Source organism: Streptomyces sp. 840.1, from assembly GCF_003751445.1.
GTDB lineage: Bacteria > Actinomycetota > Actinomycetes > Streptomycetales > Streptomycetaceae > Streptomyces.
In genome coordinates this window covers 1,784,010-1,805,615 of the sequence record NZ_RJUU01000001.1, presented here as the reverse complement: position 1 = coordinate 1,805,615, position 21,606 = coordinate 1,784,010, and the positions used below count along the sequence as shown (strand labels likewise).

The window sequence follows — 21,606 nt, the reverse complement described above, 5'->3', positions numbered from 1 at the left end:
GGTCGTCGCACCGGTCCCCACCACTTCAAATGACAATCGTTTTCATATAAGGTCGTTGCCATGCCCACGTCCCGCCTCCGTCGCGCCACGCTGCCGCTGACCGCGGCCGCCCTCCTCGTCCCGCTCGCCACCGCCTGCTCCAGCGGCGCGGACGACACCGGGAGCGCGTCGGGCGGCGGGCAACGCCTCCGGGTCGTCATGGCCTTCCCGCCCGCCCAGGCGATGTCCCCCTACGGCGACGACGCCGTCAACCTCAGCCGCCTCTCGGTCATCGAAGGCCTCACCTCCCTCGACCGCGAAGGCGCCGCGAAGCCCGCGCTGGCCGCCTCCTGGAAGCGCGAGAGCCCGAAGGCGTGGACCTTCACCCTGCGCCAGGCGTCCTTCCAGGACGGCACGAAGGTCGACGCGGCCGCCGTCGCCCGGTCCCTGAACGCCGCCCAGAAGGCCTCGCCCAAGCCCCGCGTCCTGTCCGACACCGGCATCACCGCGACGGCCGGCGGCGACGGCGCCGTACGGGTCGTCACCACCGAGGCCGATCCGCTGCTGCCCCAGCGCCTCGCCAACCCCTCCCTCGCCGTCCTGTCGGCCGCCGCCTACCGCGACGGCAAGGTGAACCCCGCCGGACACGCCACCGGGCCCTTCACCCTCGCCTCGGTCCAGGGAGCCGTCAGCGCCACCCTGGAACGCAACGACCACTACTGGGGCGGCAAGGCGAAGGCCCCCGGCGTCGACGTGACGTTCGTGGCCGACGGCACCGCCCGCGCCAACGCCCTGCGCACCGAGGCCGTCGACGTCGCCGAGTACGTACCGATCTCGCAGGCCTCCCTCCTCGGCGACGGGCTCGTCCACGAGTTCCCCTCCGCCCGCACCAACGGCCTCTCCCTCAACACCGAGCACGGCGTCTTCAGCGACCCCGCGATGCGCGCAGCCGCCCGCGAGGCGATCGACTCCGAGGCCCTCGTCAAGGCCGTCTACGAAGGCCGCGCCGACAGCGCGCAGGGCCTCCTCGGACCCGGCGTGCCATGGGCCGCCGCAGCCCGCCAGGACCCGGCCGGCCGGGCGAAGGCCGCCGGCAAGGCGCAGATCGCGAAGACAAAGCAGATCGTGCTGGCCACCTACACCAACCGGCCCGAACTCCCCGAGGTCGCCACCGTCGTCCAGCAGCAGCTCCGGAAGCGCGGCTTCACCGTCAAGCAGGTCGTCCGCGACTACGCCCAGCTGGAGGCCGACGCCCTCGCCGGCAAGTACGACGCCTTCATCCAGGCCCGCAACACCCTCCTGGACACCGCCGACCCGGTTTCCTACCTCGCCTCCGACTTCACCTGCGACGGCAGCTTCAACATCTCGCAGCTCTGCGACAAGCGCGTCGACGCCGACGTGGACAAGGCCTCCGCACTCGCCGGAACGGACGCCCGCCACCGCGCCGCGATGACCGCCGAGGCAGACGTTCTGGGCACCGACGCCCTCGTCCCGCTGCTCCACGAACGCTTCGTCCAGGGCTACGACGACAGCCGCGTCCGCGGTGTCGCGCTCGACCCGATGGAACGCACCCTCATCACCGCAGACACCCGCGTCGGATGACCGGGTGAAGTACCTCGCCGGACGCCTCGGCGCGCTCCTCGCGGTCCTCGCCGTCATCGGCCTGCTGCCCCGGCTGACCAGCACCGACCCCGCCCGCACGATCCTGCGCGCCCGGTACGCCGACCGGCCGCCGACCCCCGAGACCCTCGACGCCATCCGGGCCGGGACCGGCCTCGACGGCGGCTCCCTCCACGTCCTCGGCCGCTGGTTCGGCGGACTCGCGCGCGGCGATCTCGGCACCTCCTGGGTCTCCGGACAGCCCGTCGCCCCCGACGCGATGTCCGCCCTGGGCGTCTCGCTCACCCTGATGGGCGTCTCCCTGGCCGTCGCCCTGGCCCTCGCCGCCGCTCTCGCCGCCGGGACCCTGCGGCGCGGGGCGTCCCGCCGCATCGTCACCACCCGCGCGGGCGTCGGCGCGGCCGTCCTCGCCGCCTTCCCCGAGTTCCTGATCGCCGCCGTGCTCGCCGCAGTCGTCGCGGTCCGGCTCGGCTGGCTCCCCGCGCTCGGCTGGGGCACCCCGGGGCAGACGGTGCTGCCCGCCCTCGCCATGGGCCTCCCGGCCGGCGCCCTGCTCGGCCGGCTGCTGGACGACGCGCTGCCCGCCGCCTTCGCCGAACCCTGGGCCCGCGCCGCCACCGCCGGCGGACTGCCCGGACCCCGGATCGCCCGGCACGCCCTGCGCCGCGCCCTGCCGGGGCTGCTGCCCCAGCTCGGGCTGATCGTCGTCGGGCTCACCGGCGGGGCCGTCGCCGTCGAGACCCTCTACGCGATCCCCGGCCTCGGTGGCACCGCGCTGGCCGCCGCACTCGCCCAGGACCTCCCGGTCCTCCAGGCCTGCGTCCTGATGCTGCTGCTCCTCGGCGTCGCGGCCGGGCTCGCCGCCCGCCTCGCCTCCCGCACCCTGCTGGGCCCCGCCCTGCACGACGGCGCCCTGCCCGCCCTGCTGCCGCCCGCCCTGCCGGCCCGCCGGCTGCTGACCTCGGCCGCCGTCGCGCTCGCCGTGCTCTTCGCCGCCGTCACCGTCGCCGGACTCCTGCGCGATCCCCTCCAGATCGACGCGGCCGCCCGCCTCGCCGGACCGTCCGCCGCCCACCCCCTCGGCACCGACTCCCTCGGCCGCGACGTCCTCGCCCGCCTCGGACACGGCGCCGCCCGCACCGTCCTCACCGCGCTGGCCGTCTCCGCCGCCACCCTCCTCATCGGCCTCGCCCTCGGAGCCGTACGCGCCGGAGCGCTCACCGAGACCGCCAACGCGCTCCCCGCGATCCTCACCGGGCTCGTCGTCGCCGGCATCGCCGGACCCGGCCCCTGGAGTGCCGCCGCAGCCGTCACCGCCGTCGCCTGGGCACCACTGGCCGCGCACACCGGCGCCCTCCACGCCCAGGAACGCGCCGCCCCGCACATCGCCGCCGCCCGCGCGCTCGGCGCCGGACGCGTCCACCTGCTGCGCCGCCACGTGCTGCCGGGCGTGCTGCCACCCGTCGTCCGCCACGCCGTCCTGCGCGTCCCCGCCATCGCGCTGGCCCTCGCCTCCCTCGGCTTCCTCGGCCTCGGCACCGCGCCCCCGTCGCCCGAATGGGGCCGGATGCTCTCCGAGAACCTCCCCTACGCGGAGCGCGCCCCCTGGGCCGTACTCGCCCCCGCCGCCGCGCTCGCCGCCCTCGGCGCGACGGCCGTCCTCGCGACCGCCGCCGTCCGGGGCGTCCGGCACCGCCAGGGCGCCGCGTGAACGCCGCCCCGCTCCCCACCACCGCGGCACCGGCCCCGGCAGCGCCGCCACCGGGGTGCTGCCCGGCGAACCCGCGCCCGTCCGGACCCGGGCCGAGGGAGCCGGTCCGGCCCGCGCCGTGACAACGGACACCGACAACTGCCGCCGCATTCCCCCAAGGGGTCGCGGGGCACTGGTGCGCGCCCACTACCCTTGAGGCGTGACTATTCGCCTGTACGACACCAGCGCCCGGCAGATCCGTGACTTCGTCCCGCTCACAGCGGGCTGTGTCTCGATCTACCTCTGTGGCGCTACCGTCCAGGCCGCCCCGCACATCGGGCACATCAGGTCCGGACTGAACTTCGACATCATGCGCCGCTGGTTCGCCCACCGCGGCTACGAAGTGACGTTCGTCCGGAACGTCACCGACATCGACGACAAGATCATCTGGAAGTCGGCCGAACAGGGCCGCCCCTGGTGGGCCATCGGCTACGAGAACGAGCGCGCGTTCAACGACGGCTACGCCGCGCTCGGCTGCCTGCCGCCCACCTACGAGCCGCGCGCCACCGGCCACATCACCGAGATGATCGAGATGATGCGCGGCCTCATCGAGCGCGGCCACGCCTACGCCGCCGACGGCAACGTCTACTTCGACGTGCGCTCGTTCCCCGGCTACCTGGAGCTCTCCAACCAGGACCTGGACGATCTGCGCCAGCCCTCCGGCGACGGCGAGACCGGCAAGCGCGACCAGCGCGACTTCGCCATGTGGAAGGCGTCCAAGCCCGGCGAGCCCAGCTGGGAGACCCCCTGGGGCCGGGGCCGGCCCGGCTGGCACCTGGAGTGCTCCGCGATGGCGCACAAGTACCTCGGCACCGCCTTCGACATCCACGGCGGCGGCATCGACCTGATCTTCCCGCACCACGAGAACGAGATCGCCCAGGCCAAGGGCTTCGGCGACGAGTTCGCGAAGTACTGGGTGCACAACGGCTGGGTCACCATGGCCGGCGAGAAGATGTCGAAGTCGCTCGGCAACTCCGTACTCGTCAGCGAGATGGTCAAGACCTGGCGCCCCATCGTGCTGCGCTACTACCTCGGCACCCCGCACTACCGGTCCATGATCGAGTACAGCGAGGACGCCCTGCGCGAGGCCGAGTCCGCGTTCGCCCGCATCGAGGGCTTCGTCCAGCGCGTCACCGAGAAGGCCGGCGAGACGGTCGAGCCCGCCGCCGAGGTGCCGCCCGCCTTCGCCGAGGCGATGGACGACGACATGGGCGTCCCGCAGGCCCTCGCGATCGTCCACACCACCGTCCGCCAGGGCAACAGCGCGCTCGCCGCCGACGACAAGGAAGCCGCCGTCGCCCGCCTCGCGGAGGTACGTGCGATGCTCGGAGTGCTCGGCCTCGACCCGCTCGACGAACACTGGGCCGGCGAGAGCGACCGGGGCGACGACCTCCACGGCGTCGTCGACACCCTCGTACGGCTCGTTCTGGACCAGCGCCAGTCGGCACGCGAGCGCAAGGACTGGACGGCTGCCGACGCCATCCGCGACCAGCTCAACCAGTCCGGGCTCGTCATCGAGGACAGCCCGGCCGGACCACGGTGGACACTCGGCCCGCGCCAGTAGTCCTCCCGAGTGCCGCCCGGCCCGCCGGGCGGCACACTCTCACTTATACGCATGCACGTCTGAAGCAACGAAACAGGTAGGTCATGGCCGGGAACAGCCAGCGCAGGAACCGCCGCACGTCCAACAAGAAGGGCATGCAGGTCGGCAGCGGCGGTAACCGACGCCGTGCTCTCGAAGGCCGGGGACCGACGCCGCCCGCCGAGGACCGCAAGAAGCACAAGAAGAACCGCATCGCGACCGCCAAGGCCAAGCAGGCCGCCAACCGCCGCCCGGCCCCCCGCCGGGGCGGCGTCAAGGGCACCTCCGAGATGGTCGTCGGCCGCAACCCGGTCTTCGAGGCGCTGCGCGACGGCGTCCCCGCCACCACCCTGTACGTCCAGCAGTACATCGACAACGACGAGCGGGTCCGTGAGGCACTCCAGCTCGCCGGCCAGCGCGGCAACATCAACCTGATGGAGGCCCCGCGCCCCGAGCTCGACCGGATGACGAACGGCCTGAACCACCAGGGCCTCGTCCTCCAGGTCCCGCCGTACGAGTACGCCGACCCGCAGGACCTCACCGCCGCCGCGTACGACAACGGCCAGGACCCGCTGATCGTCGCCCTCGACGGTGTCACCGACCCGCGCAACCTCGGCGCGATCGTCCGCTCCGTCTCCGCGTTCGGCGGCCACGGCGTGGTCGTGCCCGAGCGCCGCGCCGCCGGAATGACCGCCGGGGCCTGGAAGTCCTCCGCCGGCACCGCCGCCCGCACCCCGGTCTCCCGCGTCACCAACCTGACCCGGGCGCTCGAGGCGTACAAGAAGGAAGGCATCGCGATCGTCGGCTTGGCCGCCGACGGCGAGCACACCGTCGAGGACCTCGAAGCCCTCGGCGGCCCCGTCGTCATCGTCATCGGCAGCGAGGGCAAGGGCCTCGGCCGCCTCGTCGGCGAGACCTGCGACTACCGGGTCCGCATCTCGATGCCCGGCGGCGCCGAGTCCCTGAACGCCGGTGTCGCGGCCGGCATCGTGATGTACGAGGTCGCCCGCCGCCGCGCCTGAGCAGTCGTGACGCACGGCAGCCGCCGCGCCTGAGCGGCCCGGCGGGACCACCCGCACGGGCGGCGGCCGACGGAGCAGACCCTCCGCCGTCCGCCTCCTGTGCGCGGCTGTGCACGACCGTGCGCGGGGGCGCACCGGAGCGCGCGTACGCCCCACCGCGCCCCGCCACCACCGGTTGACGGGCCTCGGACACTTCGACGCCGTCAAGGCAGTGTCCTAAACACACATCACTCGGTTAGATGAGTGTGGACACCAGAACGCCTCGGTTCGACGAACAACCCGCCCTGAGCATGACCAAGGTGGACTGCGACCCTGCGCAGGTCATCGTCAACCACGCCAGCTTCCGGGTGCAGCTCGCACCCGGCCAGCGCGCACGGCTGCGCGGTGTGACCCCCGCCGCTGCGCCCAGGATCCCCGCCATGAGCGGTTCCGGAGCGGGGCGCGGCCGACGCGCCCCCGTCGTGTGGAGCGGCAGGTCCGCCCCCGGCGATCCCGGCGCCACGGGACTGCTCCAGGCCGTACGGAACTCCACCGCCGGCCGGCCGGGCGGCACGGGCCGCCCCGACCCGGCGTACGACCCCTACGAGCCGTACGCCTCGTACGAACCCGAGGGCGGACGCGGCGCCGGCACCCAGCTCATCCCGCGCCTCGAAGAGACCCAGCCCACCCCGCTCGTGGGCGGCCCCCGCTCCGGCGGGCCGCTGTTGCCGCCGATGCGGCAGGCCGTCGGCGCGTTCGACCCGGTCGAGACCGGTGGGGGACCGTACGCCGCGGACGGATACCGCACGGACGCGTACCGCGCCGACGGGTACGGCCCGGACGGGCCCGACGGCGACGGCGACGACGACTTCGACGAGTTCGACGACGACGGCAGCGAGCGGCGCCAGAGCGGCGACTCGGTCCGGCACGCGTACTACCCCGGCCGCCGGATGAATCTCGGCGTCGTCCTGCTGCCCATGCGGGTCTTCCTCGGCTTCATCTCGATCTACGCCGGCATGGGCAAGCTCTGCGACCCCGTCTACTTCGACGGCGGCGACCGGGGCTCCATGGTCAAGTGGCTGAACTCGCTGCACCCCTGGGCCCTCGCCGAGCCGCTGCGCGAATTCGCGCTCTCCCACCCCGTGGGTGCCGGACTCAGCATCGCCTTCCTCCAGGTCGTCGTCGGCGTGCTCACGGTCCTGGGCCTCTGGCAGCGCGTGGCCGCCTCGGTCGGCGCGCTCCTCTCCGCCGCCCTCCTGGTCACCGTCAGCTGGCGCACCGTCCCGGTCTACGACGCGCCGGACATCATCTACCTCGCGGCGTGGAGCCCCCTGATCATCGCGGGCGCCCCCGTCTACTCCGTCGACGGACGCCTCGCCGGAGAGGCCTGGCGCAAGCTCGGCCCCCGCTCCGAGATCTGGGACCTCCGCCGCCGCGTACTGCGCCGGGGCGCCGCCGTCGCCACGGTCGTCGTCGGCCTCACGCTGCTCATCGGCTCCGTGCTCGGCGGGGCGGTCCGCTCCTCCGGAGTCGTCACCGTTCCCGGACCCAACGGAGTCCCGACCAACCAGCTCCCCGGCTCCCCGCTCCCCGAGAAGTCCCGCAGCGGCGCCAAGGCCTCGCACACCCCGGCCGGGCAGCAGCCCGCCCCGTCCCGGAGCACCGCCCCCAAGACCCCGTCCGCGCAGGCCTCCACACCGGCCACCACGGGCGGCACGGTCCGCGAGTCGGGCCAGGCGACGGCGGGCACGGGCCGGCCCAGCGAGACCCAGGGCACCGGCCAGCAGCCCCCGCGGCAGACCACCCCGCAGCAGCCCCCGAGCACCACCAGCGCCGGCCCCAGCTCCGCTGGCCCCACCGGCGGCGCCGGCGGTACCACCTCGGGCGGCGCGGACCCGGCCCCCGGCACGGACGGCGCCCCCGACAGCTCCTCGGGCGGAGGCGGCGGCAAGAACCCCATCGGCGGCCTCCTGGGCTGAGCGCCGCAGGGAGCACACGACACAGCACAGCGAGGGGCGGGCACCGGAATCGATTCCGGTGCCCGCCCCTCGCTGTGCTGTGTTCCCCGCATCCACGGGCCCCCTGAGGCGGGGCCCTACCGCTCGTCCAGCTCCTTGGCCGCCTCGGTGAGGTCCTTGGCGGTGTCGATGGCCCGCCAGTAGGCCCCGTGCGGCAGGGGATAGCCGGCCAGCCTGCGCTCCCGCGCGAGCCGGGGGAACGTCGTCCGCTCATGGTCGCCGCGGTCCGGCAGCATGTCCGTGAACGCCGGGGAGAACACGTACACCCCCGCGTTGATCAGATACGGCGACGGCGGCGACTCGATGAAGTCGGTGATGTGCCCGAACGCGTCCGTCTCCACCGCGCCCCACGGAATCCGGGGACGGGCCAGCGCCAGCGTCGCGGTCGCATCGCGCTCCGCATGGAACGCCGCCATCTCACGCAACGAGAAACGCGTCCAGATGTCACCGTTGGTCGCGTACCAGGGCTGCTCCGGATCGGGCAGCCGGGCCGCCGCGTACTTCAGCCCGCCGCCGCGCCCCAGCGGTTCGGACTCCACGACCGTGGTGACGCGCAGCGGCAGCACCGCCGCGTCCAGCCACTCCTGCAGCACCTCGGCGAGGTGCCCGCACGACACCACGGCGTCGGTCACTCCCTCGGCGGCCAGCCAGGAAAGCTGATGGCCGATGATCGGAGTCCCGGTACCAGGGATCTCGACCATCGGCTTGGGGCGGTCATCGGTGTACGGGCGCAGCCGTGACCCCTGGCCACCCGCCAGGATCACGGCCTGCGTCGGAAACGTATGCATGCCAGGCACGATATGCCGTGCCCGTACGGGGCCCGTCAGCTGAACTGCGCGACACCCGAGGCGAACGAGGTGTCGCAGACGGGACGCGAGAAGCGGTGCGCCCGGGTCGGGCCGTACTGCTCGACCGCGGCCTTGCCCAGCGCCTTCGCGAGGGACATGCAGTGCCTCGCGAGCGAGGGCCGCCCCTCGACGGCACGCTGGAGATCCGTCAACGCGGCGGCGGGGTCCTTCTCCTGGAGCTCCAGGAGGAGCTTGTCGCGCAGGATGTCCTGCGGGGCGCGCGGCTTGGCGCGCTTGGAGACGGTCTGGGCCGAGGCGGTGAGCATCTGCGAGTCGGAGTTGCTGCCTGCCCACGGCACGGCGGTGACCGCGAGGGTCCCGGACAGAACCATGAAGACAGGCAGTACGAAAGCGAGAGTTCGGCCGATGCGGCGCGCGGTGTGGGTCACGCAGTGAGCGTAGCGGGCAGTGATGATTCGGCGACATTACGTCACTCGGGCGAGGGATGGTTCGAGAGTGTTTTTCGAATCCCGTGTTGACGAACCGGAGCGAAATGACCGTTGTGCCGGGGAATTTGAGGTGGCCTCCCCAAACCCCCGGGAACGCGCGTCGGCCCCGCACGGAGAGCGTGCGGGGCCGACGTCGTGCAGCGGGCGGTGCGAAATCAGTCGGTGAGGCGCTCACCGGTCGAGGTCGCGAAGACGTGCAGCTCGTCCGGGCGCGGCACGACGTGCAGCTTGGTGCCCTTCTCCGGAACCGCGCGGCCGCCGACGCGGACGACGAGGTCCTTGTGCTCGCCGCCGACCTCGGCCGCACCGTAGACGAAGCCGTCGGCGCCGAGCTCCTCGACGACGTTGACCGAGACGGCCAGGCCGGCCGGGGCGTCGGCGGAGTCCTTGGTGAGGGACTTCGCGGCGGCGCCGCCGTGCTCGACGATGTCGAAGTGCTCGGGGCGGATGCCGACCGTGACGGTCGTGTCGCCGCGGTCCGCGGCGGCGGTGAGCGCCTCGCGGGAGACCGGGACGACGCTGTTGCCGAACTTCACGCCACCGTCGGTGATCGGGACCTCGACCAGGTTCATCGCCGGGGAGCCGATGAAGCCGGCCACGAAGAGGTTCGACGGCCTGTCGTACATGTTGCGCGGCGAGTCGACCTGCTGGAGCAGACCGTCCTTGAGGACCGCGACGCGGTCGCCCATGGTGAGGGCCTCGACCTGGTCGTGGGTGACGTACACGGTCGTGATGCCCAGACGGCGCTGGAGCGAGGCGATCTGCGTACGGGTGGAGACACGGAGCTTGGCGTCGAGGTTCGACAGCGGCTCGTCCATGAGGAAGACCTGCGGCTCACGGACGATGGCACGGCCCATCGCGACACGCTGACGCTGACCACCGGAGAGCGCCTTCGGCTTCCGGTCGAGGTAGTCGGTGAGGTCCAGCATCTTGGCGGCCTCTTCGACCTTCGCCCGGATCTCGGTCTTGTTGATACCGGCGATCTTCAGGGCGAAGCCCATGTTGTCCGCGACGGACATGTGCGGGTACAGCGCGTAGTTCTGGAACACCATGGCGATGTCCCGGTCCTTCGGCGGCAGGTGCGTGACGTCGCGGTCACCGATGCGGATCGCGCCGCCGTTGACGTCCTCAAGACCCGCGAGCATGCGCAGGGAGGTCGACTTGCCACAACCGGAGGGACCGACGAGGACGAGGAACTCGCCGTCCTCGATGTCGATCTCGAGCTGGTCAACCGCGGGCTTCGTGGAGCCGGGGTATACGCGGGACGCCTTGTCGAACGTGACACTGGCCATGCTGAATCTTCTCCTCCACCGGCAGGAACGTGCCGGACGATCCGTTGTAAGGGAGTGGTCTGGTCCACTTGAGTGAACCTTCAGCGACGCTACCTGGCCATTTCGAATCTGTCAGTAGTTCTTGGGGAGCGAAATCCCTGCACGGTCCCGGGGCGCGGTTGGTTACACTGCTCCCCAGCGCGCCTCCTTAGCTCAGCTGGCCAGAGCAACGCACTTGTAATGCGTAGGTCATCGGTTCGAATCCGATAGGGGGCTCCACGAAACCCCAGGTCACGTGTTCTGTGACCTGGGGTTTTCCTGTTGCGGAGACCGCAGGGGCGGATCGGTGGGAGCCGGATCCGTGGCCGGGCCCTCTGAGCGGCTGCCGGCTGTCGGAGCCCTGTCGGGGCTGTCGGCGCCGTGTCGGGGCGGTGTCGACGGGGACTGACACCTTCGAGGAGTCCGGCCGGGTGATCACCCGGCGGTGGCTTGAGAAGGGGGATGTTCATGCACGACGTGGTGATCGTGGGCGGCGGCCCGGTCGGTCTCTTCCTCGCCTGCGAGCTCGGTCTCGCGGGGTGCTCCGTGCTGGTGCTGGAGAAGGAGGCGGCGACGGACTCGCCGTGGCGGACGGAACCGCTCGGCCTGCGCGGGCTGTTCGGCTTCTCCATCGGGGCGTTCTACCGGCGCGGGCTGCTGGACGCGCTCGTGGGGGCGTCCTTCCGTCCCGGTGGGCGTGAACCCCGCACCGGGCCCGACGAGCCGAACCGGCCCGCTGCGGTCGGCCACTTCGCCGGAATCGTGCTCGATCCGGCCCTGGTCGACCTGGCCGCACTGCCTTTCCGGCTGCCGAGCCCGGCCCCGGAGTCCACCATGATCAGCCTTCACGCGGTCGAGTCGCTGCTGTCCGGGCGGGCGGCCGAACTGGGCGTCGAGATCCGGCGCGGGACTGCCGTGGACGCGGTCCGGCAGGACGCGGATCACGCCGTCGTGTCGGCGGGCGGGGCGGACTTCGAGGCGCGGTGGGTCGTCGGCTGCGACGGAGGCCGCAGCGCGGTACGGCGTCTCGCCGGCTTCGAGTCCACCGGCACCGACCCCGCGTTCACCGGGTACACCATGGTCGGCACACTCGCCGATCCGGAGAAGCTGCGCCCCGGGATCAACCCGACGCCGACGGGCATGTACATCCGGATGGCCACCGAGGGGCACATCGGCATGATGGATTTCGACGGCGGTGCGTTCGACCGCTCGCGGGAGCCGGACCGCGACCACCTCCAGGAGGTGCTGCGCCGGGTGTCCGGCACCGACGTCACCGTGAGCGAGGTCCGCCTCGCCTCCACTTTCACCGACCGGGCCAAGCAGGCGACGACGTACCGGCGAGGACGCGTCCTGCTCGCCGGTGACGCGGCCCACATCCACTCGCCGCTCGGCGGCCAGGGCCTGAACACCGGCATCGGCGACGCCGTGAACCTGGGCTGGAAACTGGCGGCGACCGTGCGGGGGCACGCGCCGGACGGGCTCCTCGACACGTACACCCGCGAGCGGCACCCGATCGGCGCCCAGGTGCTCGACTGGTCCCGTGCCCAGGTGTCGATCATGCGACCGGACGAGCACGCCCGCGCCGTCCAGGGCGTGGTCCGCGATCTGCTCGGTACCGGGGACGGGACGGCGTACGTCTTCCAGAAGGTGTCGGGGGCGTCGATCCGCTACGACCTCGGCGGCGCGCATCCGCTGGTGGGCCGCAATGCTCCCGACTTCCGTCCCGGGGACGGCGAGTGTCTCGGCGAGCTGATGCGGGACGGGCGCGGCGTCGTCCTCGACTTCAGTGCCGACCGCCGGCTGGCCGGCCCGGCGGCGGCGTGGCGGGGCCGGCTGCGGCACGTGGCGGGGGCGCCGGTGGACGACCTCGGGCTCGGTGCCGTACTGGTCCGCCCGGACGGCACCGTCGCGTGGGCGGACGGCCACGGCTTCGCCGTCGACGAGTTCGAGCGGGCGGCCTGCCGGTGGTTCGGCCGCCCGGGGGCCTGAGCCGGTCCGTGCGCGAGCTGTGCCCCTTCACGCGAGCGCCGGGCGCCGGCCTCAGACGCGGTCGGCGTCGCGGTCGGTGCGGGCGGCGCGCAGGGCCTTCTTGTCGGGTTTGCCCGCGTCGGTGAGCGGCAGCGCGTCGGTGAAGTGGATGTGGTCGGGTTCGTACATCGCGCCCCGTCCCTCGCGCACCCACGTGCGCAGCTCCTCGGCCGTGGGCGCCGCGCCGGATGCGGTGACGACGTCGGCGTGGATGCGTTCGTGGCCGCCGTCGCCCCTGACCCCGTAGACGGCGCTGTGCCGGACGGCGGGGTGGGTGTTCAGGAAGTCCTCCAGCTCGGTGGTGTACACGTGGCCGCCGACGACCGCGATCATGTCCTTGATCCGGTCGACGACGCTGAGGTAGCCGTGCTCGTCCAGGTGGCCGAGGTCGCCGGTGTGCACCCAGCCGTCCTTCATGACCTGGGCGGTCAGTTCGGGGTTCTTCCAGTACCCCTCCATCACCTGTCCGGAGCGGACACAGATCTCGCCGGCCCGGCCGGTAGGCAGGGCGGCGCCCGTCTCGTCGCGGATCTCGACCTCGACGCCGGGGACGACGCGTCCGGCCGTGCGCAGTACGTCGGGCCGGTCGGGATCGTGTTCCGCGGCCGGCAGCACGCTGACCGCGCCCGCTTCGAACTGGCCGTAGCCCTGCTGCAGGACCGGGCCGAAGCGGCGCACCGCCTCGGCGATGCGGGTGGGGGAGGAGGGGGTGCCGCCGTAGGTGATCTGCCGCAGGCTGGAGGTGTCGGCGCGGGCGGCGTCCGGGTGGTCGAGGACCTGGTAGAGCAGCGGGGGCAGCAGCATGATGTTGGTGATGCGCTCGCGGGCGACGGTGGCGAGGATCTCGGCGGGTTCGAAGGCGTAGTGCAGGACGACGGTGCCGCCCGCGGCGAGCGTCGCGTCCGCGATGAACCCGGCCGCGTGGGACAGCGGTGTGCACACCAGGTCCCGCCGTCCCGTTCCGCTGAACAACTGCTGGGTCAGGGCGATGCTGCCCTCCATCCGCCCGAAGGTGCTGCGTACGCCCTTGGGGTGGCCGGTCGTCCCGCCCGAGTGCCGGATGAAGCACAGGTCGTCGGGGTGCGCGGCGCTGGGCAGGGGGGTGGCCGGCTGCTTGTCCGCCAGCGCCAGCAGGTCCTGGCCCAGGGGCGGTTCGCTCCCGGCCTCGGGAACGGGACCCAGAACGAGGACGTGCTCCACCGGTGGCACCTTGCCGAGAAGCTGCGCGGCACGTTCTCCGAGGCGGGGGTCGACCACGAGCGCGTACGTCTCGACATCGGCCATCATCTGCGCCTGCACGTCCGGCGCCAGCCGGTTGTACAGGTGGTTGAAGTGCGCGCCGAGCAGATTGACGGCGTACCGCACGGCGATGGTCTCCGGCAGGTTCCCGCACAGCAGCGTGACCGCACGCCCCGGCCCGACACCCTGCTCCCGCAGCGCTCTGGCCAGGCGGTACACCATGGACCGGAACTCGGCTGCGCCCAGGCGGCGTTCACCGCTGACCAGCACCTCGCCCCCGGAGCCGCCGGACAGCCCGCCGAGGACGATGTCCACGTAGTTGCGGAACTCCGGACCGGACGTTGCCTTCACCCTGACGATCCCTTCGCGCCGATACGCGTGACCCCCGTACGCCGAGCGGTGCACGTCAGGCTGCCGAGGCGACCCTACGGCGCCTGCCTCGGGCGGGGGCAAGATCACATCGCGCCAGATCGCGCCCGGATCGCACGCGAATGGCTTCGGGCCACGCTCGGCCGGTACGCGCCCTTGACACACCTGCCACGCGCGAAACCCTTGGCGGGCCGGCCTCTGCCCCGGCCGCCCGAATCGGATCGGAGTCCCGTCATGGCCCTCGTCACCGTCACCGACGCCACGTTCGACGCGAAGGTGGTCGACGCCGCCGGCCCGGTGCTGGCGCTGTTCTGGGCGGAGTGGTCGGGGGCCTGCAAGATGATGAAGTCCGTGCTGGAGGAGATCTCCGTCGACTACGCGGGGAGGCTCACCGTGGCGGCCCTCAACATCGACTCCAGCCCGGCGACGCTTCCCCGCTACGAGGAGACCGCGATCCCGGCGATGCTGCTGTTCGAGAAGGGCGTCGTCGTCGGCAAGAGGATCGGCGCGAACAGCAAGGGACGGATGCAGGAGTTCCTCGACTCCTGCCTGTGAGTCCCTCGCCGTCGCGTCCCGTGGGTCTGGCCGCCGTTGCCTACGGGGCCAGCTCGTAGGTCCGGCACACATCGGGGTCGCCGAGCTTGGCGAAGAGCACGAGATGCCCGTCCTCCCTGCCCACGAGGAGTTCGTTGACGGCGTCGCTGCCGGCGTGTTCGGTGCGAGCGTCGAAGCCGAGCCCGACTTTGCCGTCCTGTCCCGGTGCGTTCAGCAGCTTCCAGATCCCACCACCGTTGAACGTGGGGATGTCCTCCGCCAGGATCTCGGTGCCGTCCTCCCCGGGCCAGTCCTTCACGGAGAACGTGACCGACGTGCCGCCGACGGCGGTGAGGTCGAGGCGTGCCCCGTGGGGGCCGGAGTAACTCCCGTACAGGTCGGCCTGGCTGACCTCCGCCAACGGAGCCGGTCCGCACCCGGCCGTGTCGCCGACGGAGCATCCGGTAAGCATCGAGCCGGTCACGGCAGTGGCGGCAAGGACGACGGCCGGGGTGGCAGGCATGGCGTGATCCTACGGTTGCACGAGGGGGACGTGGCAGCGGCAGTGCGTCCCCGCCCCCGGTGGGCGACCGGTCATGTGTGAGGGTGTCTTCGGCCGAGACACATACGTACATGGGGGGTTGCCGTGAGCCAGGTGCTCTATGGCGAGCGGACCTGGAATCCGCTCGCGCAGACCGTGGAGCTGACCGAGGGGCGGCTGCGCAGGGGCGGCCGGAACACGCCGATGGGCGAGCTGAACCTCGCTGCGACGGCCGAGGCGTACCTGCGCGGTTGCTGGCTGGGCGGCGGTGGGGCCGAGCGTCCGCTGGACCGGCTTCCGGAGGGTTCGGGGACCGTTCCGCTGACCCGGGTCACCGGGACCACCGTCCCGGTGAAGGTGCGGCAGGCCGCCGAGTTCGCCCGTGCGCTGGGCGAGCTGGCGGTGCGGCTGTGCGGCGGCCCCGAGCGGGTGGCCGCGCTGGCGGGCCGGGCGGAGGCGGAGGGCGTGCCGCTGTGGATCGCGCGGAGGTTCGCGGACGGGCCCGCCGGGCCGGTCGCCGTCGCCGTGGACCGGCGTCTGGTGCGCGTGGACGTGTGGGGCCCGCAGGCCCCCGCGGTACGGATACGGGCGCCCCGCGGTTTCCAGGGCGAGGTGCCCGAGCCGTCCCAGGGCCTGCTCCTGACCGTCGGCGACGCCACGGCGGAGCTCGTACTGAAGAAGAAGCTGCGCAAGTCGAAGAGCGTGGTCGAGGTGCGGCTTGCCGGAGCGCACTGGGTGCTGCGCCGGGAGGACGCGACGAGTTCGTGGCTGCTGCGTGGCGATCAGCGTGTCGCGCTGCTCGCGCGGCCCCCGCGCAGGCCGGCCCGTACGCCCGACACGGTGCTGCGGCCGCTGGCCCCGGTGCGTCACGAGAGCGCCGACCCGCTGGACGCGGTCATGGCCCACGTCTTCGCCGCCGCGTTCGGGATAGGTGACACGACCGGGACCGCACGGTTCCGGTCGGTCCGGCACGGGGGCAGCGGGGGCGAGCCGATTGCCGCCGACAGCTCGTGGGACCGCCCGTGGTTCAGCAACCTCGGCAACGGCGGTGACGACAACGAACCCGGCGGCGGCGACGGCTGGGGATCGGACGGCGGCGACGGCGGGGACTCCGGTGGCGGCGACGGTGGCGGCGATGGCGGGGGCGGTGACGGCGGCGGGGGCGACTAAGGCCTGCCGGCGGATCTACGTGGGCCCGCGAAGATCCGCCTGACGGCCCTGGTAGTGCAACCGCGTCTGCCCACGACTGCGGGGGGTTCGTTGGCGTGACTGCGTGCTGATGAGCTGACGGTGGACTGACCTCTGGGTGCCGATCCGGTCCGCGGGCCACCGATGAGTTCGGCCGGCCTCCTGAGTCATACGCAGCACAACGAACCTATGCAGAGGGAAGATCCCATGACCGAGTTGCAGGCGGAACAGGTCCGGCAAGCGATCGTCGAACACACCCGGCATCTGGCGGAATCCGCATCCGCGGCCGGACCCGACGCAGCCGTGCCGACCACCCCGGGGTGGACCATCACTGACCTGGTGCAGCACGTGGGCCAGTCCCAGCACTGGGTCGCGGAGATCATCGAGCGGCGCGTCACCGACCCCGCGCTGCTGCCGACGGAGATGGCCGTGCTTCCCGACGACCCCCGCCAGTGGCAGGCGTGGCTGGCGCAGTCCGCGCAGCGGATCTCGAGCGCGTGCAGCGACGACGCGTTGAACGCGCCGGTGTTCAACGCCGCAGGGGACCAGCGGTCCGGTACGCGATTCTGGATGTCCAGCGCCCTCAACGAGGCAGTCGTCCACGGCTTCGACGCAGCCGGCGCGGCCGGCCGGCCGGTCGGCATCCGCCCGGATATCGCGGCAGCGCTCATCAGTAACCACCTCGCGATGCTCACCTCCCCCACCTGGGAGATGCAGCGGCCCGAATCCGCCCACGCCATCCGGGGCACCGGGCAGACCCTGCAATGGCTGGCCACGGACACCGCGGACCAGGCGGGCGCCTGGCTCGTCGAACGGCGCCCTGACGGGGCGACGTGGCACCACGCGGCACGGCAGGCCGATGTGACGGTGACCGGCCCGGCACAGTCGCTCTTGCTGGCCCTGACCCGGCGGCTTCCCCTCACAGGCCACGAAGCCACCCGCATCACGATCGACGGTGACACCGACCTCGCCCGGCACTGGCTCGCCGCCACCGCGCACGCCAGCGGCTGACCGGCACCACAGGCACCCGGGCTGCCGGGGCAGGACGGCGCGGAAACGGAAAGCCGCCCTGTGTCCCGTCGGGGGCGAGCAGGCCTCGCCCCCGTGTCACGCCGGGGGCCGCTTGCCGACCAGTTGCTCGTAGAGCGCGCGGCGCCCGTCCGGGTCGTCTTCGGTCCGGGCGAGGTCCTGGTCCCACTCCTGTTTGATCTCGTTCAGGTAGCCCTGCCAGCCGTCGTCGGAACGCGTACCCATCTCCCGCAGGTCGACGTAGCGTTCGTTCTTGCCGAGGCCGCCGGAGCCGATCTTGTCCTTCTTGTGGCCGTGCAGCACGGACTCGGGGTTCGAGGTGGCCTCGGTCGAGCGGAAGTCGTGCTTGTAGCCGACCGGGCTGTCGGCGTGCGGAGCGATGGTCTCGACGCCGATCTGGAGGGAGCCGTCCTTCTCCATGGTCGGGCGGTGGTAGACGAGCAGGACGTGGCCGTACGAGCCGTTCGGCAGGACCATGTCGCCGTTCCAGTCCTTGGAGCCGAGTCCGCCGCCGGAGATGTCCTGGCCCCACAGCTTCGGCCTGGCGGCGCCGACGGCGAGTTTGTTCGCGAGGGACGCCGGGACGCCGCCCTTCTCCTTGAAACGACCCGGCTGCTCGCCCTTGTTGGGGCCGATGTCGGTGCGGTGGGTGGCGAAGCTTCGCTCGGACACGTGCTCTGCGGCCTCGCCCTCGGTGGCGTTCTTGGTCACGCCCAGGAAGTGCGGCAGCGCGTAGGCCGGGTCGCCCTTCGAGCTGAGTGCGGGGATACGCACGTTGACGCGGCCGCCGTGGGACAGCGCGCGGATGACGTCCTGTTCGTGGTCCGCCACGTGCCGGCTCTTCCCCGGGTCGTAGAGCTGGAGCCCGTGACGCAGGACGAGCAGGATCCTGGTGAGCATTTCGCGGCCCTGGGCGTCCTTCTCGGCGTAGTCGGGGGCCTTCTTCTTGTCCTTGCCCAGCGGGGTGCCCTCCGCCGGGACGGAACCCTCGTGCAGGCGCCCGGGGTCCATGCCCGCCGGGTGGAGCGTGTCCACGGCGGTGTCGCGGATCTGCTGGTCGCGCTCCGCCTCCAGGTTCGCCCGTTTGTCCGGGGCGGTGCCGGCGGTCTGGGTGAGCATGAACCGGCCGAGCGTGTAGGCGGGGTCCGTCGGTGCGCGGACGGCGGACACGTCCGCCACGATGTCGGGACGCTTCGCGATGGCCAGGGTCGCGGTCAGCACGCGCTTGCCGGCCTCCAGCTGCAACCAGTCCTTGAACGTCCCTTCGGCGTATGCGGCGGCCTCCTCGTAGGTGCCGATGCCCACATCCTTCAGCCACTTCGCGTTGACCGAGGACAGCTGCCTGATGTCGTCCAGGTCCTGGGCGTCGAACGCCTCGCCCAGCATCACCCGCCGGTTCAGGGTCTTCTTCAGCCGGGCGGGTCCGTTGGCCATCCATTGCTCGGGCCACCAGGTGCCGGGTGCGAAGACGTTCGCCTTGGAACTCGTCTGGGTCGTGTGCTGCTCGATCGACTGGCTGAGCCGGGCGATGATCTCCTTGCCCTTCGGGTCCGCCTCCTGCGCCGGTCCGGCGGACTCGGCCGCTTCGGCGCTGTCCTGCCCGGTGGGTCCCGTGCGCTGGACCGTGGTGGTCTCGTGCCCTCGGCGCATCATCTCCAGCACCACCTGGTTGCCGCTGCTGGCCTGTACGCCCATCAAGCCGGTGGGCGCGGTCGCGCGGACGGTCTTCTCCTGGCCGGCCGGGGTGGTGGGACGCTTCCTGTCATGGGATTTCATGGACGCCCCTCAGCCGAGACCGTGCCCCCGTGCCGGGACCAGTGCAGTGCCACGCTAGGGCGTCGCGTGCTTCGGACGGCGTGCCCGCGCGATGGTCTGCCCGGAGGGGCAGTTCGGCTGCCCCTACGGTCCGTCGGGCGTCCGGGCGTCCGGGCGGCCGAACCCGGTCCCGGTCCGGCTCAGCCCCGCCCGGCCAGCCGGTCCGCGATCTTCGCGAGGGGGTCGGTCCCCGCGCGGGGTGAGGTGAGTTCGCGGCGGTCGGCGGCGCGGTAGGCGGCGTACATGCTGTGGACGCCGAGCCAGCGCAGGGGTTCCGGTTCCCAGCGGCGGACCTTGTGGTTGGCCCAGGGCAGGGCGGTGAGCTCGGTGGGGCCGCCCTGGCCCGAGTCCTGCTGGATCAGGTCGCGCAGGGTGCGGGCGGCGAGGTTGGTGGTGGCGACGCCGGAGCCGACGTACCCGCCCGCCCAGCCGAGGCCGGTGGAGCGGTCCAGCGTGACGGTGGCGCACCAGTCGCGCGGGACGCCGAGCACCCCGGACCAGGCGTGGGCGACGCGGGTGCCCGCGGTGGTGGGGAAGAGGCGGACGAGCAGGTCGCGCAGGGCCTCGATGGTGGCGGGCTGGGTGCGGCCGTCGTTGTCGGTGGCCGAGCCGTAGCGGTAGGGGATGCCGCGGCCGCCCAGGGCGATGCGGTCGTCGGCGGTGCGCTGGGCGTACATGTACGCGTGGGCCATGTCGCCGAGGGTCTCGCGGCCGTCCCAGCCGATGGTGTCCCAGAGGGACTCCGACAGCGGCTCGGTGACGATCATGGAGGAGTTCATCGGGAGCCAGGTCCGCTTCTGGCCCTTGATGCCCGCCGTGAAGCCCTCGGTGCAGCGCAGGATGTACGGGGCGCGGACCGTGCCGTAGGGGGTGACGGCGTGTTTGGGCTTGATCTCGGTGACGGGGGTCGACTCGTGGATCGTGACGCCGAGCGCCTCCACGACGTCGGCGAGGCCCTTGACGAGTTTCGCGGGGTGCAGGCGGGCGCCGTGCGGGGTCCAGCTGGAGCCGATGGCCCCGGTGACGCGGACGCGTTCGGCGGTCTCGCGGGCGCCGTGCAGGGTGCGGTCGGTCTCACCGAAGGCGATCTCCACGGAGTGGAAGTCCTTCAGGCGGGCGAGCTGCGCCGGGGTGCAGGCGACTTCGAGGACGCCGCCCCGGTGGATGTCCGCGTCGATCTTCTCCTCGTCCGCGACGCGGATGACCTCGGCGACGGTGTCGTTCATCGACTTCTGGAGGCGGACGGCCGCCTCGTGCCCGTGGAGCTTCGCGTAGCGGTCGCGGCCGGCGATGCCGTTGTAGAGCCAGCCGCCGTTGCGGCCGGAGGCTCCGTAGCCGCAGAACTTGGCTTCCAGGACGGTGATGTTGAGGAAGGGGACGGCCTTCTTGAGGTAGTACGCCGTCCACAGGCCGGTGTATCCGCCGCCGATGATGCAGATGTCGGCGGTGGCGTCGCCGGGCAGGGGTTCGCGGGGGAGGGGGGTGCCCTGGTCCGCGTACCAGAAGGATATGCCGCCGTTGACTGTGCTGACGGTGCTCATGTTGCCCCTGCTGTCCGTGTGGCCGGCGCCGGATGTGCGGCGCGGTGTGGAGTGCGGTGTTCTGCGTGGCTGGACGTTACTGGGCGGGGGGCGGTTTCGTCTTGTGGTGGCGGCGGGTCAGTGGGTAGCAGCCGAGGCCGATGAGTGCCGCGGTGAAGTGGCCGACGTCGGTGAAGTTGGCGCCGGTGACCAGGGGGACGCCGTAGATGACGAGGACGGCGAAGAGGTAGACGTACCGCCAGGGGCGCGGGATGTAGTAGGTGAGGACGGTGACGACGCCCGCGAGTGCGTAACTGACGCCGACGTCCAGGGTGTTCGCGGCGGTCTCGGGCGCGTGGCCGTGCCGGATGGCCCAGGCCAGCACGCCCTCGCTGACGAGGGTGGCGAGGATGTGCGCGGCGGCGACGACGGTGAGCCAGCGCAGGGTGCCGAGGCGGCGTTCGGCGGGGGCGTGGAAGACGGTGTAGAGCACGGCGTAGGGGAGCCATTGGCCGCCGTCGATCCAGAACGCGCTGCTGATCAGGACGCGTACGGGGTTCTGGGACAGCTCGTGGATGTTGGTGGAGCGCTGGCGGAGGAAGTCCTCCTCGAAGTCCGGTGACATCTGGTGGACGATGACGGTGGTGACGAAGAGGACCAGCAGCCAGACGTACGTGCCGGGGGCGCTGCGGATCCATGAGCCGGCGCCGCGGAGCCACGTGACGGGTGCCGGGCGGGGCCGCGTGGGCGGGGCGGGGTGGCTCGGGGTCATATCCGATTGACGCA

At 72.3% G+C, this 21,606-nt stretch carries 17 protein-coding genes and 1 tRNA gene; 10 read left to right on the top strand and 8 right to left on the bottom strand.

The genetic code is table 11. From position 1 onward, the window contains the following. Positions 1-60: 60 nt before the first annotated feature. From EDD93_RS08400 to EDD93_RS08380, 5 genes are all read left to right on the top strand, one after another. Positions 61-1,581, top strand: coding sequence for an ABC transporter substrate-binding protein (locus EDD93_RS08400; RefSeq protein WP_123524564.1), 1,521 nt, complete (start codon positions 61-63; stop codon positions 1,579-1,581). Between the two features lie 4 nt (positions 1,582-1,585). After that, positions 1,586-3,310 carry an ABC transporter permease subunit gene (locus EDD93_RS08395; RefSeq protein ID WP_123524563.1) on the top strand — a complete coding sequence of 575 codons (1,725 nt, stop codon included), beginning with the start codon at positions 1,586-1,588 and terminating at the stop codon, positions 3,308-3,310. Positions 3,311-3,509: 199 nt separating this feature from the next. Then, positions 3,510-4,913 (top strand): cysteine--tRNA ligase, encoded by a 1,404-nt coding sequence (gene cysS, locus EDD93_RS08390; protein ID WP_123524562.1) that lies wholly within the window; start codon positions 3,510-3,512, stop codon positions 4,911-4,913. Between the two features lie 83 nt (positions 4,914-4,996). After that, complete coding sequence (gene rlmB, locus EDD93_RS08385; RefSeq protein ID WP_123524561.1) at positions 4,997-5,953, top strand: 23S rRNA (guanosine(2251)-2'-O)-methyltransferase RlmB; 957 nt, start codon at positions 4,997-4,999, stop codon at positions 5,951-5,953. Positions 5,954-6,243: 290 nt separating this feature from the next. Further along, on the top strand, positions 6,244-7,911 hold the full coding sequence (locus EDD93_RS08380) for a DoxX family membrane protein (protein ID WP_123524560.1): 1,668 nt from the start codon (positions 6,244-6,246) through the stop codon (positions 7,909-7,911). A gap of 116 nt (positions 7,912-8,027) precedes the next feature. Here the strand turns inward: EDD93_RS08380 and EDD93_RS08375 are convergent, their stop codons facing one another. The 3 genes from EDD93_RS08375 to EDD93_RS08365 form a co-directional block, all read right to left on the bottom strand. Next, positions 8,028-8,738, bottom strand: coding sequence for a nucleotidyltransferase family protein (locus tag EDD93_RS08375; protein WP_123524559.1), 711 nt, complete (start codon positions 8,736-8,738; stop codon positions 8,028-8,030). 35 nt (positions 8,739-8,773) lie between these two features. After that, positions 8,774-9,187, bottom strand: coding sequence for a hypothetical protein (locus EDD93_RS08370; protein ID WP_123524558.1), 414 nt, complete (start codon positions 9,185-9,187; stop codon positions 8,774-8,776). Between the two features lie 215 nt (positions 9,188-9,402). Continuing rightward, on the bottom strand, positions 9,403-10,539 hold the full coding sequence (locus EDD93_RS08365; RefSeq protein ID WP_123524557.1) for an ABC transporter ATP-binding protein: 1,137 nt from the start codon (positions 10,537-10,539) through the stop codon (positions 9,403-9,405). Positions 10,540-10,720: 181 nt separating this feature from the next. Between EDD93_RS08365 and EDD93_RS08360 the strand changes: the two genes are divergently transcribed. Then, positions 10,721-10,797 (top strand) — tRNA-Thr (locus EDD93_RS08360). Positions 10,798-11,025: 228 nt separating this feature from the next. Then, positions 11,026-12,546, top strand: coding sequence for an FAD-dependent monooxygenase (locus tag EDD93_RS08355; protein WP_123527652.1), 1,521 nt, complete (start codon positions 11,026-11,028; stop codon positions 12,544-12,546). Positions 12,547-12,597: 51 nt separating this feature from the next. Here EDD93_RS08355 and EDD93_RS08350 read toward each other — a convergent pair whose 3' ends face one another. Then, positions 12,598-14,175 carry an AMP-binding protein gene (locus EDD93_RS08350; protein WP_123524556.1) on the bottom strand — a complete coding sequence of 526 codons (1,578 nt, stop codon included), beginning with the start codon at positions 14,173-14,175 and terminating at the stop codon, positions 12,598-12,600. A gap of 252 nt (positions 14,176-14,427) precedes the next feature. Here EDD93_RS08350 and EDD93_RS08345 point away from each other — a divergent pair, with 252 nt between their 5' ends. Then, positions 14,428-14,748 (top strand): co-chaperone YbbN, encoded by a 321-nt coding sequence (locus tag EDD93_RS08345; RefSeq protein WP_123524555.1) that lies wholly within the window; start codon positions 14,428-14,430, stop codon positions 14,746-14,748. A 40-nt stretch (positions 14,749-14,788) separates the two neighbouring features. On the opposite strand, the gene EDD93_RS08340 is transcribed toward EDD93_RS08345, so the two are convergent. Beyond that, complete coding sequence (locus EDD93_RS08340; RefSeq protein ID WP_123524554.1) at positions 14,789-15,250, bottom strand: hypothetical protein; 462 nt, start codon at positions 15,248-15,250, stop codon at positions 14,789-14,791. Positions 15,251-15,373: 123 nt separating this feature from the next. Between EDD93_RS08340 and EDD93_RS39545 the strand changes: the two genes are divergently transcribed. Then, positions 15,374-16,438, top strand: a complete 1,065-nt coding sequence (locus EDD93_RS39545; protein ID WP_185092246.1) for a hypothetical protein — start codon at positions 15,374-15,376, stop codon at positions 16,436-16,438. Between the two features lie 225 nt (positions 16,439-16,663). Continuing rightward, a complete protein-coding gene (locus EDD93_RS08330; RefSeq protein WP_123524553.1) occupies positions 16,664-17,467 on the top strand; it encodes a maleylpyruvate isomerase family mycothiol-dependent enzyme in 804 nt (267 codons plus the stop codon). A 96-nt stretch (positions 17,468-17,563) separates the two neighbouring features. Here EDD93_RS08330 and EDD93_RS08325 read toward each other — a convergent pair whose 3' ends face one another. The 3 genes from EDD93_RS08325 to EDD93_RS08315 form a co-directional block, all read right to left on the bottom strand. After that, positions 17,564-19,261, bottom strand: coding sequence for a PE-PGRS family protein (locus tag EDD93_RS08325; protein WP_260255665.1), 1,698 nt, complete (start codon positions 19,259-19,261; stop codon positions 17,564-17,566). Positions 19,262-19,440: 179 nt separating this feature from the next. Next, positions 19,441-20,841 carry an FAD-binding oxidoreductase gene (locus tag EDD93_RS08320; RefSeq protein ID WP_123524552.1) on the bottom strand — a complete coding sequence of 467 codons (1,401 nt, stop codon included), beginning with the start codon at positions 20,839-20,841 and terminating at the stop codon, positions 19,441-19,443. A gap of 76 nt (positions 20,842-20,917) precedes the next feature. Then, a complete protein-coding gene (locus EDD93_RS08315; RefSeq protein WP_123524551.1) occupies positions 20,918-21,592 on the bottom strand; it encodes a rhomboid-like protein in 675 nt (224 codons plus the stop codon). Positions 21,593-21,606: the final 14 nt, after the last annotated feature.